14 protein-coding genes are annotated in these 13,786 nt (G+C 70.3%); 4 read left to right on the top strand and 10 right to left on the bottom strand.

The genetic code is table 11. From position 1 onward, the window contains the following. Nucleotides 1-2: 2 nt before the first annotated feature. The 3 genes from ACWIE7_RS01655 to ACWIE7_RS01645 form a co-directional block, all read right to left on the bottom strand. The gene (locus ACWIE7_RS01655) at nucleotides 3-674 is read right to left on the bottom strand and encodes an ABC transporter ATP-binding protein (protein WP_454068468.1); all 672 of its coding nucleotides are present in this window, start codon (nucleotides 672-674) and stop codon (nucleotides 3-5) included. 74 nt (nucleotides 675-748) lie between these two features. Further along, a complete protein-coding gene (locus ACWIE7_RS01650) occupies nucleotides 749-1,867 on the bottom strand; it encodes an acyl-CoA dehydrogenase family protein (protein ID WP_454068440.1) in 1,119 nt (372 codons plus the stop codon). Further along, a complete protein-coding gene (locus ACWIE7_RS01645) occupies nucleotides 1,864-2,406 on the bottom strand; it encodes a DUF4242 domain-containing protein (protein ID WP_452100738.1) in 543 nt (180 codons plus the stop codon). Before ACWIE7_RS01645 ends, ACWIE7_RS01650 begins: the two co-directional genes overlap by 4 nt. A 159-nt stretch (nucleotides 2,407-2,565) precedes the next feature. Here ACWIE7_RS01645 and ACWIE7_RS01640 point away from each other — a divergent pair, with 159 nt between their 5' ends. Further along, the gene (locus ACWIE7_RS01640; protein WP_454057497.1) at nucleotides 2,566-3,252 is read left to right on the top strand and encodes a phosphate signaling complex PhoU family protein; all 687 of its coding nucleotides are present in this window, start codon (nucleotides 2,566-2,568) and stop codon (nucleotides 3,250-3,252) included. Nucleotides 3,253-3,328: 76 nt separating this feature from the next. Here ACWIE7_RS01640 and ilvD read toward each other — a convergent pair whose 3' ends face one another. Then, nucleotides 3,329-5,062 carry a dihydroxy-acid dehydratase gene (gene ilvD / locus ACWIE7_RS01635; protein ID WP_454068439.1) on the bottom strand — a complete coding sequence of 578 codons (1,734 nt, stop codon included), beginning with the start codon at nucleotides 5,060-5,062 and terminating at the stop codon, nucleotides 3,329-3,331. Nucleotides 5,063-5,117: 55 nt separating this feature from the next. Beyond that, nucleotides 5,118-6,122, bottom strand: a complete 1,005-nt coding sequence (locus ACWIE7_RS01630) for an LLM class oxidoreductase (protein ID WP_452100741.1) — start codon at nucleotides 6,120-6,122, stop codon at nucleotides 5,118-5,120. Between the two features lie 51 nt (nucleotides 6,123-6,173). On the opposite strand from ACWIE7_RS01630, the gene ACWIE7_RS01625 reads away from it, so the two are divergent. Beyond that, nucleotides 6,174-7,541: a cation:proton antiporter gene (locus ACWIE7_RS01625; RefSeq protein ID WP_454068438.1), complete on the top strand. Its 1,368-nt coding sequence runs from the start codon at nucleotides 6,174-6,176 to the stop codon at nucleotides 7,539-7,541. On the opposite strand, the gene ACWIE7_RS01620 is transcribed toward ACWIE7_RS01625, so the two are convergent. Both ACWIE7_RS01620 and ACWIE7_RS01615 read right to left on the bottom strand, forming a co-directional pair. Continuing rightward, nucleotides 7,519-8,130, bottom strand: coding sequence for a hypothetical protein (locus tag ACWIE7_RS01620; RefSeq protein WP_454068437.1), 612 nt, complete (start codon nucleotides 8,128-8,130; stop codon nucleotides 7,519-7,521). The genes ACWIE7_RS01625 and ACWIE7_RS01620 overlap by 23 nt on opposite strands. Beyond that, on the bottom strand, nucleotides 8,127-9,029 hold the full coding sequence (locus ACWIE7_RS01615; RefSeq protein WP_454068436.1) for an endonuclease/exonuclease/phosphatase family protein: 903 nt from the start codon (nucleotides 9,027-9,029) through the stop codon (nucleotides 8,127-8,129). The genes ACWIE7_RS01620 and ACWIE7_RS01615 overlap by 4 nt, the downstream gene beginning before the upstream one ends. Nucleotides 9,030-9,218: 189 nt before the next feature. On the opposite strand from ACWIE7_RS01615, the gene ACWIE7_RS01610 reads away from it, so the two are divergent. Beyond that, the gene (locus ACWIE7_RS01610) at nucleotides 9,219-10,190 is read left to right on the top strand and encodes a pseudouridine synthase (RefSeq protein WP_452100745.1); all 972 of its coding nucleotides are present in this window, start codon (nucleotides 9,219-9,221) and stop codon (nucleotides 10,188-10,190) included. Between the two features lie 68 nt (nucleotides 10,191-10,258). Here ACWIE7_RS01610 and ACWIE7_RS01605 read toward each other — a convergent pair whose 3' ends face one another. Together ACWIE7_RS01605 and ACWIE7_RS01600 are read right to left on the bottom strand one after the other, a co-directional pair. Continuing rightward, on the bottom strand, nucleotides 10,259-10,786 hold the full coding sequence (locus tag ACWIE7_RS01605) for a DinB family protein (protein ID WP_452100746.1): 528 nt from the start codon (nucleotides 10,784-10,786) through the stop codon (nucleotides 10,259-10,261). 82 nt (nucleotides 10,787-10,868) lie between these two features. After that, on the bottom strand, nucleotides 10,869-11,333 hold the full coding sequence (locus ACWIE7_RS01600) for a MarR family winged helix-turn-helix transcriptional regulator (RefSeq protein WP_454057503.1): 465 nt from the start codon (nucleotides 11,331-11,333) through the stop codon (nucleotides 10,869-10,871). Nucleotides 11,334-11,475: 142 nt separating this feature from the next. Here ACWIE7_RS01600 and ACWIE7_RS01595 point away from each other — a divergent pair, with 142 nt between their 5' ends. Then, entirely contained in the window at nucleotides 11,476-12,954 is a 1,479-nt protein-coding gene (locus ACWIE7_RS01595; protein WP_454068435.1) for an MFS transporter, read from the top strand. A gap of 42 nt (nucleotides 12,955-12,996) precedes the next feature. On the opposite strand, the gene ACWIE7_RS01590 is transcribed toward ACWIE7_RS01595, so the two are convergent. After that, nucleotides 12,997-13,779, bottom strand: a complete 783-nt coding sequence (locus tag ACWIE7_RS01590; RefSeq protein ID WP_454068434.1) for an isocitrate lyase/PEP mutase family protein — start codon at nucleotides 13,777-13,779, stop codon at nucleotides 12,997-12,999. Nucleotides 13,780-13,786 lie beyond the last annotated feature (7 nt).

Genomic DNA, 13,786 nt, shown 5'->3' with positions numbered 1-13,786 from the left:
TGTCAGGCCGTCCGGTACGCGGCCAGGATCTCCCCACGCAGCGCCGGGTCCGAGTCGGTGGCGCCGTGGGAGGTGTTGGTCCACTCCCGCTGCACCCGACCGGACGAGCCCAGCAGGGCGATGCGGGAGCCGACCACCAACGCCTCGTCCACGTCGTGGGTCACCATGACCGTGGTGACGCCGAGGTCTGCGGTCACACCGACCAGCCAGCGTTGGGAGTCGGCCCGGGTCACCGGGTCGAGCGCGCTGAACGGCTCGTCGAGGAGAAGGATCTCCGGACGCGTCGCCGCGGCCCGGACGACGGCGACGCGCTGTGCCTGACCACCGGAGATCTGGTCCGGTCGTGAATCAGCCAGTTCCGCGATCCCGAAGTTCTCGAGCAGCTCGTCGACATGCCCGGAGGTCACCCGTCCGCGGAGGGCACGGAACCGGGCGCCCAGGGCGACGTTCTCGCGTACCGACAACCACGGGTAGAGCAGCGGCTTCTGGAAGACCACGGCATAGGAGTGCTCGTTGCCGTCCGCCATGGACTGCGAGCCCACCCGCAGGGCACCGCCCGCCGGCTCCTCGAGGCCGGCCAGCATGCGCAGCAGGGTCGATTTGCCGACGCCGGAGGGCCCGAGCAGCACCAGCGACTCACCGGCGCGGACCCCGAGCTCGAGGTCGTCGAACAGGGTCCGCCCGCCGGGGAGCCGGTGCTGCAGACCGGTCACGCTCACGGCGACCGGTCGCTCGAGGACCGCTGAACTCACGCGACCACCCCGAGGCGGTCCAGCTCCCAGCGGAGCTGGGACTGCGACGGCGACTGCACCGGAAGGAAGGCCGCCTCGCGCATACGGCGGTTGGCCGGAGCCCCCTGCGCGTAGCCCATCCCGCCGCAGAGGATCGCCTCGAGCCGGGTCGCGGCGGGTGCGATCTCCGCGCCATCCAGACGCAGCAGCAACAGGTCGGTGAGCGACGCCCTGTGCTGCGCGGCCGCGAGGCGGTGGAGCTCGGAGTGCATGTGCTCGTGCCGGCCCGCCAGCGCTTCGTGCTCGTCCGAGTAGAAGGCCCCGAGTCCCTCGAGCCGCCCCTCGGCCTCGGTGAGCGAGCGGGCGCCCACGCCGGAACAGAAGGCCGCCTGGAGGACGAGGAACTGCGGTCGTACGCCAGACAGGAAGTCGCCGAGGTCCTCGCCCAACACCTGCTGATCGGGCACCACGACGCCGTCGAGTCCGATCATCGTGGAGGCCGTCGCGTTGAGCGCGAGCAGGTCGGGAGCCGTACGGATCTCGACGCCGGGGGTCGAGGCCCCGAAGGTCAGGACGAGGCTGCGGCCGTCCTCGGTGTTGGCCGCCAGCACGATGGTGCTGTCCGGGTACACGTTGGACGCCCACGCGATCGGTCCGTCGATCCGGTAGCCACCGTCGACCGGGGTGGCGGTGATGGGCACGTTGCCGAGTCCGACGACCTGCCGCTGCGCGGCGGCCATGCCGGTCACCCCCGGCCGGACGCCGTCGGCGACCGCCCGGTAGCTCTGTTGAGCGGCCTCGGATCGGTCAGCGGCATGTCGGAGGTAGGCCGCGGTCATCCGCTGCGCCCAGGCGCCGAACGCCACGGCCAGACTCTCCGTCGCCACGGCTTCGATGAGCGTCGCGGCGACGGGGACCGGCGTGCGGTCGACGTCGAAGAGTCCGAGACCGGCGAGTGCGGCGATGTCCTCCCGCAGGTCCGCGTCAGCGCGGTCCAGGGCGGAGGCCCGCGCGGCGATCGAGTCGATCACCGCGAGGAGCTCCGTCGCGTCGACGGAACCCAGATCGCCGGCGATCAGACGCGCCCGCGGGGCGCCGAGATCCGGGGTGAGAGTGCTGGCCGTGGGTGCGCTCATGCCAGCTCGTGTAGACGCGAAATCGGGGTGGACACGATCTCACGCGCCCGGACGACCGCGTCGGTGTCGGGGGCGTTGTAGAAGCACAGGCACTTGTCCGTGTCCTCACGGACGTAGGTGCGCAGGAATGAGACCTCGGGGATTTCGGCGTACTTCGGGGACTTCTCCTTCTTGCGGGTGAGGTAGGTGTCCATGTCGATCTCGGCCGGGATGTCCCACTCGACCAGGTAGCCGGCCTCGGGGCGGGCGGCCTTGATGGTCTCGAGGTCGGTGCCCACGAGGCGGACCTGGGCGGGCTCCGTGACCTCGGCGACGCCGAGCTTCGCGGCGTCCAGTGCGGGGGCCTCGGTGGCGCAGGCGCCGCCCGGGCCGTCGGCCAACTCCACGATGGTGAAGATCCGGGCGGCACCCTTGGTGATCTGGGTCTCGATGACCTCGACGCCCGCCTCGGTCAGCGTGGCGGCGATGGCGTCGATAAGCGCAGAGGGATCGGCCTGCTGCTCCTGGGACGGGGTGGTCTCGTACAGGAAGAGGGTCATGTCGTGTCCTTTCCGGGGACTTCTCGTGTCGGCCAGGGTAGGCAGGGACAGACCGTTCTGTCTACTAGCGCGCCCGATCGCCCCCGTTTGCGGGTCAGGTGGGTGAACACTGGGAGAACGGCGCTGCCCGGGGCCGCCGTGATAACTACGGTCGGAGGCATGCGTACTGTCTTCCGTTCCAAGCTCGACGAGTTCTCCGACCAGCTTGTCCGCTATTGCGAGACCAACACCACGCTCCTCGAACGCGCGACCGTGGCGCTCCTGGAGCGCGACGAGGTGGCGGCGACCGAGGTCATCGACGGCGCCACCCAGCTCGAAGAGCTCCGCGAGGTCAGCGAACAGCACGCGTTCGAGCTGCTCCTCCTGGAGGCGCCGGTCGCGCGGGATCTCCGTCAGGTCGTCTCGGGGATCTATATCGTCGAGCACTTCACACGGATGGCCGCCCTCGCCGGCCACATCGCCCGCGTGGCCCGTCGCCGCCACCCCGAAGCCGTGGTCCCGGAGCAGGTCGTCCCCCTCATCCGGGAGCTCGCCGAGCGCGATATCGCGATGTCCCGTCAGCTCACCGACCTGTTCGGCGACCGCGACGTGAACAAGGCCCTGCTCCTGGATTCCCAGGACGATGCCGTGGACGGGCTCCACGCCACGCTGATGCAGCAGCTCTCCAACGAGGACTGGCCCTATGGATCGGTCGCGGCGGTGGACCTGGCGCTGCTGGCCCGCTACTACGAGCGCTTCGCCGATCACACCGTGAGCATCGCGAACCGTCTCGTCTACCTCGCCACCGGCGAGCTGCCCGACAACGGTTCGCTGTCCCACCTCGACGACGGCACGGTCCTCGACTGATCCCCCGCCGCCGCCACCGACTCGCCCCGCCGGCTGATCATCAGCCGGCGGGGCGAGTCGTCTGATCGATGCACCCTCAGCGGCAGATCGCGCCCTCGGAGGCGGACTGGACCAGCTTCGAGTACTTGGCGAGGACGCCACGGGTGTAGCGGGGCGGCAGCGGCTCCCATCCGTCCTTGCGTCCCTCCAGCACCGTGTCGTCGACCAGGAGCTCGAGTGTGCCGTTCGAGACGTCCAGGCGGATCCGGTCCCCGTCGCGTACGAACGCGATCGGACCGCCGTCGACTGCCTCCGGCGCGATATGCCCGACGCACAGGCCGGTCGTCCCTCCGGAGAAGCGGCCGTCGGTCATGAGCAGCACGTCCTTGCCCAGCCCCGCGCCCTTGATCGCCCCGGTGATGGCCAGCATCTCGCGCATTCCGGGACCACCCTTGGGCCCCTCGTAACGGATGACGACGACATCGCCGGCGGTGATCGTCCCGTCCTCGAGCGCGTCCATCGCGGCGCGCTCTCGCTCGAAGACCCGCGCGGTGCCCTCGAAGACATCCGAGTCGAAGCCCGCGGACTTGACCACCGCACCCTCCGGGGCGAGGGAGCCGCGCAGGATGGTGATGCCACCGGTCGGGTGGATCGGCTCGTTCATCGCACGCAGCACCAGGCCGTCCGGGTCCGGCGGCGAGATGTGCGCCAGGTTCTCGGCGACGGTCCTGCCGGTGACCGTCAGGCAGTCACCGTGCAGCAACCCGGCATCGAGTAGTGCCTTCATCACGACGGGCACGCCGCCGATCTTGTCGACGTCGTTCATCACGTGTGCACCGAACGGCTTGACGTCGGCCAGGTGCGGGACCTTGGCTCCGATGCGGGCGAAGTCGTCGAGGCTCAGCTCCACCTCCGCCTCGTTGGCGATCGCCAGAAGGTGCAGCACCGCGTTTGTCGAGCCACCGAATGCCATGACCACGGCGATGGCGTTCTCGAACGCCTCCTTGGTCATGATGTCGCGGGCGGTGATCCCGCGCCGCAGCATCTCCACCACGGCTTCGCCGCTGGCCTTGGCGAACCCGTCGCGACGACGGTCCGGCGCCGGCGGCGCGGCACTGCCGGGGAGGGACATCCCCATGGCCTCGGCGGCGCTGGCCATCGTGTTGGCGGTGTACATGCCGCCACAGGCGCCTTCGCCGGGACAGATGGCGCGCTCGATACTGTCCACGTCCTCGCGGCTCATCAGTCCCCGCGAGCAGGCCCCGACCGCCTCGAACGCGTCGATGATCGTGACCTGGCGCTCGGTCCCGTCCGACATCCTGGCGAAACCGGGCATGATCGACCCGGCGTAGAGGAAGACGCTGGCCAGGTCGAGACGCGCGGCGGCCATGAGCATGCCGGGCAGCGACTTGTCGCACCCGGCGAGCAGCACCGAACCGTCGAGCCGCTCGGCACTCATGACCGTCTCCACGCTGTCCGCGATGACCTCGCGGGACACCAGCGAGAAGTGCATACCCTCGTGGCCCATCGAGATGCCGTCGGAGACCGAGATGGTGCCGAACTCGAGCGGGTACCCCCCGCCTGCGTGGGTGCCCTCCTTGACCGCCTTGGCCAGCCGGTCCAGCGGGAGGTTGCACGGGGTGATCTCGTTCCACGACGACGCCACGCCGATCTGGGGCTTGACCCAGTCGTCGTCGCCCATCCCCACCGCTCGCAGCATCCCGCGCGCGGCGGTCTTCTCCAGGCCGTCGGTCACGTCGCGGCTGCGTGGCTTGATGTCGACTTCCGTCGTCGGGTTCTCGGATCGGGGGGTATCGGTTCCGGAGTTCATGGGGCCAGCCTAGGTACTCGGGCCGGACCCGCGCCGCCGGACGAGGCGGACGGGGTCAGCCCGACGACGAACCCAGAGCGGGGAACCGGTGCACCACGTGCTCGGAGAGTTCGTCGATCACCTCGCGGATCGGTCGCGTGCTCGCGCCCACACCCAGCAGAACGTGGTTCACACCGATCTGTCGGAGATCGTCGAGGTGCTGTACCAGCGCACGCCGGCCGAGCCGGAACCCGAAGTTGATCGGCGACGCCGTCTCGTCCGGGTCCTCGGACAGATCGACCTGCAGCGACTGCGCGAAGGGCTTGAAGGGGGCGTCCGCGACTCCTGCCGCCTCGACGAGCTCCCTCCATCGCGCGGCGGTGCGGCGCTGGGCGTCGAAGTCGCGCGGGTAGGTCATCCAGCCGTCCCCGTGCTCGGCGAGGTAGGTGACGCTCTGCTGACACGAACCGATCATGAGGATCGGCACGGACGCCGCGGTGGGCTTGGGCACCACGTCCGCACTGTGCATCCAGCCCCCCGGCCAGCGGATGCCGCGCATCTCCGTGCTGAGCGCGTGTCGGAGTACGCGCAGGTTCTCGCGGAACCGCTCGCCGCGTTCCCCCTGCTCGAGTCCGAACGCACGGAACTCCTCGGGCCGGTCGCCCGAGGCCAGCCCCAACAGGAAGCGACCACCGGTGATCCGGTCGAGGCTGGCGGCGGACTTGGCCACGTGCAGCGGGTGTCGGATCGACAGGACGATGCCGGCGGTCCCCAGCGCGATCCGCGAGGTGTGCGCCGCGATGTGGGACAGATGGATCCACGGGTCGTACACCTGCCCGAGGTCTCCGAACGACGGCACCCGCAGCGGTATGTCACGGACGTAGAGGGCGGCGAAGCCCCCGGCCTCGGCGGCGCGAGCGGCCTCGATCTGCGCGGCGAGATCCCCGACCGGCGCGTCGTCGCCCCGGCTTCGTAGTGGGAACCCCAGGCCGAGCGTGAGATGCCCGGGCGCGAAGGTGCGACGGAAGCCCGGGAGGTGGTGCGGGTCGTCGTCGGAGCGCGTGCAGAGCGGGGTCGTCATGCACCCACCTTGCACTAGGCTCACGCTCATCCCTCCGACGGAAGGCCGGACGTGACCACCACCCTCCTGGCTTTGGGGACCTCGTCGACGGAACTACTCTCGCTGTTCTGGATCGTGTTGGTCATCTGCGTCGCGCCGGTGCTGTCCTGGATGGCCCGGTCGTTCATCCCCGCGGTCGTCCTGCTGCTGGTCGGCGGCATGCTCATCGGCCCGAACGGGATCGGCCTGGCCGAGGAGAGCGGCGGCGTGGCGATGCTGTCGGAGATCGGGCTCGGCATGCTGTTCCTGCTCGCGGGCGCAGAACTCCGGACGTCCACGCTCGCCGGCCGTCGGGGCGCGGGCGCGACGGGCACTTGGGTGGTGAGCCTGATCCTGGCGACCGGCGTCGGGTACCTGGTCTCGGACCGCTGGGAGACCGCCGTGGCGATCGGCCTGCTGCTCACCTCCACCGCGATCGGCACGCTGCTGCCGATCCTCAAGGGAGGCGGCCACGACACCACCCCGGTCGGCCGCGCGGTGCTCACCCACGGCGCGGTCGGAGAACTCGGCCCCGTCCTGGCCATGGCGTTACTGCTCGGCACCCGGGACATCGGCTCGTCCGCGGTGGCGGTCGCCCTGTTCCTGCTGGCCGCCCTCTTCCTGTTCGCGGTACCGCGGCGCCTGCTCTACGTCCCCGCGATGGGGCGCGCACTGGCGCAGGGCAACACCTCGACCGGACAGCTCGTGGTGCGGACGGTGTTCCTGCTGCTGGCCGCGATGATGGCCGTGGCGTCGGTGTTCGGACTGGACGTGGTGCTGGGCGCGTTCGCGGCGGGCATGATCTTGCGCAGCCTCGTCGAGGCGTACGGCAGGCAACTCGTGACCGTCCGGTCGGATTCCGCAGCTCCCCACGCGCCGCCCCGCGACCTGCTCGGCGAGCTGCTCGGCCGCCTGGACACCGTCGGATACTCCTTGTTCATCCCGGTGTTCTTCGTGGTGTCGGGGATGGGGATCAGCGTGGATGCGGTCGCGGCGGCCCCGTGGCTGCTGGTCGCCGGGGTGGCGAGCATGTTGATCCTGCGTGGCGGTGGCGTGTGGCTCTCGGAGACGTGGCTGCGGGTCAGCCCCGGCCTGGCGACGACGCGCGACCGCGCCCGGGTCGGTTTGTACGCGGCGACGGGTCTGCCGATCATCGTGGCGGTGACGGACGTGGCCGTGACCGGCGATCTGATGCGCGCCGAGGAAGCCGCGGTCCTGGTGGCGGCCGGGGCGGTGACGGTGTTGCTGTTCCCACTGCTCGCCGACGTGGTGCACGCCCCGGGCGTCGGTGCGGGGGCGCCGAGGGCGGGCGCGTCGCCGCCCGGCAGTGTCTCCGATGGCGACGACGATAACGGCGGCGGCATCACGACCAGTGACATCACCGGGACTCGCACCCCGTGACCGTGACAGCGATCGACGGGACCAGCAGCTGAGGCGTGCGGGCCATCAGCAGGCCCCCGAGCAGCGCCCCTGACGCGCCGGCGGCCATGTCGCCGATCGTGTCGTGGTAGGTCACGTGGATGTCGGCGGTGATCGCGGCATATCCGAACCATTCGACCATCTCCCAGAGCGCGCCGAGGGCCAGCCCCAGCGCGGTGGTGAGCACCACGGCTCCGATGGCGGTGAATCGTGGCGAGGCCGGCGGCGGCACGATGTCCCGGCGGGCGAGCACCAGGTACCCCATGACCGCGAGGGCGCCGGCCGTCGCCACGTGGACGGGGATGTCCCACCACCAGACTGCTCGATAGAGATCGAGTACGTTGCTCCACGCCGCGACGAGCAGCACCACGCACACCGCGGCGTCGGCCCCCGGCCGCATTCCGAGGAACCGTGGCAGCATGAGCCCTGGCGTGCAGAACGCCACGATCGCCGCGTCGGTGACCCCGGACACCGCCAGCGCCAGCACCACACTCAGCACGCCGAGGAGCCGGACCGCATCCGCGACGACCTGTCCGCGGGTACCGGCAGGACGCAGGAAATTGTCGATCACAGCGGTCCTGCCCCGGCCACGACAGGGCCTGATGGGCTTGATGGACCTGATGGACTCTCTGTTCTCACCACGGCCTGCACCGGCAGGTGATCGGAAGGCCAGCCCCCGTCATGACGGAACGGATTGATCGCGGCTTTGGTCACCCGGAGACGGGATGAGGTGAGAATCCAGTCGATCCGATCGCCATGCCGACGCGGACGACGGTAGCGACCGTAGGTGCCCCACTCCCCGGTCGCACGAGAGCGCGCACCGTCCCAGCTGTCCACCAGTCCGGCCGCGAACAGGGCCCGCACGGCATCGCTCGACGGCCCGGCGTTGAGATCCCCGGCCAGCACCGTCGGCGGCTCGCCGGGACCGACCAGATCCCCGATCGCTACGGCCGCGCGGAGCCGCGACCTCGCCGAGAACGGATCCAGATGAGTATTCATCACGTGGATCCGCCGACTCGTGGCCCGGTCCCGGAATCGTGCACCGACCAGAATCCTGGGGAACGGGTTGCCCCACGACGTCGAACCGGGGAGCCGCGGGGTGTCCGACAGCGCGGATTGCTCCCACCCTTCGAGTTCGAGCCTGTCCGCGTCGTACATGATCGGGCCCGCCTCGCCGCCGCCGTCGGCTGACCGACCGAAGCCGACGTGGTGGTACCCGCGACCGAGTCCCTCGTAGAGCGCCCCCAGTTGATCCGGGAGCACCTCCTGGGCGCAGAGCACCGTCGGACGCTCCGTGGTGAGCAGAGCGGTGATCCCGGGAGCGCGGCGGCACCACCGATCGGCCGACCGCGCCAGAAAGCGCGGCATCCGCCGCCGGATGTTCCAGCTCATGATGTGGAGCTCGGGCGCCCGCGCCGGCCCGATCACCGCCCGCGTCGTGCGGTGGGTCTCCGAGTCCCGCTCGGTCATCGCCGGAGTCACCGCCCTTCTTCGTCGCCGGGCGCGGCGTCGGCCCCGCCCCCGGCCCACCACCCGTGTGACGGCCCCGTCCGGCCCGGTAGCTCGCGACGCCGCTCCTTCCTGCCACCTTAGGTGTCAGCACCGTGCGCGTACGCCCTGCGCGCGGAAGTCACAGACCGCCCGGCGCGGGATGAGACGATGTGGTCCGTGCCCACACCCCCGCCACTCCCGGTACGACACGGTGTCGGACCCACCAGGCTCCGCATCCCTGTGTCGGGACCGTGGACGACGATCGCCGAGTACATGGTGTCGAGATTCGCGCACCTGGACCCGGATGAGCTGTTCCGCCGGATCGACGCTGGGGAGATCGTGGGCGGGGACGGTCGGCCGATCGATCGCCACACCACGCCGGGCAGCCACGAGTTCGTCTGGTACCACCGGCAGCTGCCCGATGAGCGGCCACTGCCCTATCAGGAGACGATCCTGTTCGCGGAGGACGACCTCGTCGTCGTCGACAAACCGCATTTCCTCCCCACCACCCCGTCCGGCCGCTACCTACGCGAGACCGCCCTCGTCCGGCTGCGGGTGCGCCTGGGCAACCCGGACATCACGCCGGTGCACCGACTCGACCGGCCCACCGCCGGGTTGGTCATGTTCACCGCCCGGCCCGAGATGCGCGGCGCGTACCAATCGCTGTTCGAGCAGCGGCGCGTGACCAAGGTCTACGAGGCGGTGTCCGCGCTGCCCGTCGGCTGGGACCCGGACGCCGGCACCCTCCACGGGCAACCGATGCCGCTGGTGCGCCGCGACCACCTCCACTCCCCCGGTGGCCCGCAGCGGACCGTCATACGGCAGGGGCTCGAGCCCAACGCCGAGACCGTCGTGGACGTACTGGGTCACGGGACCAGCGCCACCGGGCGGCCCGTGCTGCACACGCTGCTACGACCGCGCACCGGAAAGCTACATCAGCTGCGCGTGCAGCTCGCCGCGCTCGCTATCCCGATCCTCGGCGACCGGCGCTATCCCGAGCTGTTGCCCGAGGCAGCCGACGACGGCTCACTCCCCCTCCAGCTCCTCGCCCGCGAGCTCGAGTTCACCGACCCGGTCAGCGGCGAGATCCGGCGCTTCCGGAGTCGGCGCACACTGTCGGAGGTACCGGTCGGCGTGTGACGGGTACGCACGAACCGGGCGACCGCCGGCTCAGCACACCGCGTCACCTCGAACGCCGTCGTCGAACGTCAACCGTCGACGTCGTGGAGGTGATGCTCCACGTCATGGACGATGTACTGACACAGCGTTGCGACGGTGAAGACGTACCCGTCACCCCTACGCCCGGTGCGATCCCAGTCGGCGTCGCCGACGCGTCCGAGGATCCCGCGCGTCCGGCCGGTGTCACGGACCAACTGCTCGGCGATCGACGCGGCCCGGGCTCGCCAGTACTCACGCTCGCGGACGGCGGCCTCGCCGTCGAAGTCCGCATATGTGGGGTTGTCGGCCTCGAGCATCGCCGCGAGCCGGTCTCCCAGTACCTCGATGAGGTCGCGACTGTGGCCCGCGTACTCCAGCGGCGACCACACCCGCGGGGCCGGTCGGGTGGCGACGTCCGGCCGGGCGAGCACCACGGCCCACCGCTCGGCCACGGCGGCCAGCCTCTCGTCGGTGGTCAGCGGATCGTGCGGTCGGTACCCACATTCATCGCATCCGCCGTCGAGCACGGTGGTCCAATCGCGGTTGTCCGGCATGCCCGGTTCGGGTTCAACATCCATGGGCGTCACTCTTCCACCGGGTCAACGCGCGTGCAGGCATAGCGGGCCGGTCACTTGTCACGCGGCCCTGCGTGGCGTCGGTTCAGCCGGCGGCGTTCTCGACCTCGCGCTGATAGTGGTCGAGGAACTCGTGCGCGAGGCCCAGGAAGGTCTCGGAGCCCTGCGGCCCCATATGCGAGAGCGCGGACGCGTAGGCGCCGAGAGAACGGGCCGTGTCCGCATCGAACACCCGGCGGCCCTCGTCTGTGCGCTCGAACTCGTGGGCGCTGCCGCCATCTCGCCGCCGGCGTTCCACGTACCCCGAGGCCAGAGCTGCGTTGACCTGGCGATTGATCGTGGACTGCTCCAACCGGAGCTCGTCGGCGATCTCCCTCAGGGTTCGCGCACGGCCATCGGCGAGCAGCCACAGCAACCGCAGATCCGCGGTGCCGAGCCGCATGGCGCCCTCCATGGCACGGCGTTGACCGTCGAGTCGGCTGAGGATGGCAGCGAGCCGACGTTCCGCGGGCGCGTCAGGCCCCAACCAGTGCTCACTCGATGCCGTCACCTGCAGTCCTCCTTAGCGGACGCGCCCTCGACGAGGGACGGCTGACCGCCTGCTTGCCGTGCCCGTATGCGATATGTAGCCTACACAGGTCGGAATATGTATGTAACATACATATTCGGGCGCGAACCCCTGAAAGGAACTGATGAATCTCTCCCGCGACCGCGCGGCGGCGCCGCTGGCCGTCATCCTGGTCCTCGGCTTCTCAAGCATGTGCGCCTCGCTCATGCAGTCGCTGGTGATCCCCATCCAGCCTGAACTACCGAGGCTTCTGGACACCGCACCGGACAATGCCGCGTGGGTGGTGACCGCGACCCTGCTGGCCGGGGGTGTCGCGATGCCGGTGGCCGGCCGACTCGCCGACATCCGTGGGCGCAAGCCGGTCCTCGTGGCCTCCGCGCTCATCCTGTTGGTGGGCTCGCTCATCTGCGCCCTGTCGACCTCGCTCGTGCCGGTCCTCATCGGTCGCGCCCTCCAGGGACTCGCGATGGGGTACGTCCCCGTCGCGATCAGCTTCGTCCGCGAGATCGCCCCGCCCGCCATGCAGAACTCGGCGGTCGCCGGGATCAGCGCGACGCTCGGCGTCGGCGGCGCACTCGGACTCCCCCTCGCCGCGTGGATCGCACAAGACCACGACTGGCACGCCCTGTTCTGGGTCTCCAGCGCGCTCGCCGCGGTCATGGCCGTGCTCTCGCTGGTCGTGTTGCCGCACCGGCGACCGGTGGACCGGGCCCGGTTCGACTCCGTCGGCGCCATCGGGTTGGCAATCGGCATCGTGGCGATCCTCGGCGGCATCTCCAAGGGCGGCGACTGGGGATGGACCTCGCCGGCCACCTTGTGCGCGATCATCGGTGGCGCCGCGATCCTCCTCGCGTGGGGCTTCTACGAGACCCGCCACGACCAGCCGCTCGTCGACCTCCGGACAACGGCCCGGCGGCCGATCCTTCTCACCAATATCGCCGCGCTCCTCATCGGGTTCGGCATGATGGCGCAGTCGATAGTCGTTCCCCAACTTCTCCAACTCCCCGAATCCACCGGATACGGACTCGGTCAGACGATGCTCCAGGCCGGCCTGTGGATGGCCCCGGGCGGGCTGATGATGCTCGCGTTCACCCCGATCTCCAGCCGGATGCTCACCCGGTTCGGCGGCCGCACCACGCTCGCCCTGGGGGCGGCGGTGATCGCGGCGGGATACCTCGTCGCCGCCTTCTCCGCGCATGCCCCGTGGCAGCTGCTCGTCTCGACGTGCATCGCCTCCGCCGGTGTCGGCATCGGTTATGCGGCCATGCCGACTCTGATCCTCGAGAACTCCCCCGCCTCCGAGGCCGGGGCGGGGGTCGGTCTGAACTCGTTGATGCGCTCCATGGGCACCACCATCGCCGGATCGGTGATGGCCATCGTCCTCACCAGCCGGATGACCGACATCGGCGCGGGCGTCCAGGCTCCCACCCAGGAGATGTTCCGACTGTGCTTCTTCATCGGTGCCGGTGCGGCGGTCGCGGGCGCCGTCATCGTGCTGCTGATCAAGAGCGGGCATCGGCCGTCCGGCACGGGCGCCGAGCCGGTCGCCTCACCGACGTCCGCGGTGGGCACCGGGCAGGAGGCACTCGCCCGGGTCCGCTGACGTCTCCCGGCGCCCGCCGGGGGATCTGAGCTGCGGGGGGCGTCAGCTCCTCCTGTCTCCCGGCGCCCATCCCGCGAGCTCACCGGCCGACACCTCGCCGAGCCACTTCTGCCACAGCGGGCCGAAAGACACGCGTCGCACGCCGAGTCCACGCAACGCCTCGAGGTCCCCGGCACCGTGCCCGTTGACGGGGTGCGCGGTCACGTTCAGCGGTACCGTCACCGCCTGCACGAGACGGCTCACCTCGTCGGCGGTCGACAACCCCACCGGGTAGACCGCGCGGGCTCCGGCGTCCTCCATCATCGTGATGCGGGCTTCCGCCTCGCCCACCGGATCATCGAAGGTGCCGGTGCCGAGCTTCACCGCGTCCGTCCTGCCATTGATGACGAAGTCCACGCCGGCCTCGTCGGCAGCCGCACGGGCCGCGGCGATGTAGTCGGCATGCTCCCGCCGGTCACGCACTCGCTTGCCCTCGCCGTGCACGACGTCCTCGATGTTCGCGCCGGCCGCACCGGCCTCGAGCAGCCGCGTGATGAGTTCGGCCGGGTCCAGGCCATAGCCCGACTCGACGTCCACGCTCACGGGAACCCTGGCCGCCGCGGAGATACCGCTGACCACCGACAGGTACTCCGAGAAGTCCATGTTCTCGCCATCGGAGCTGCCGATCGCGTCGGCGACGGGGTGGCTGCCCACGGTCAGTCCGACGGCGCCCGCATCAACCGCGACCTGCGCACTCCAGGTGTCCCACACCGTGGGTAACACCACCAGCTCCCCCGAGCCGTGCCATTCCGCCAGCGCCCTCGCGCGCGCCGCTACATCCGTCATCGCAATC

This window comes from Dietzia sp. NPDC055343, assembly GCF_053645265.1.
Note: the sequence above shows the minus strand (reverse complement) of the source record. Positions and strands in the feature narration are given on the sequence as shown.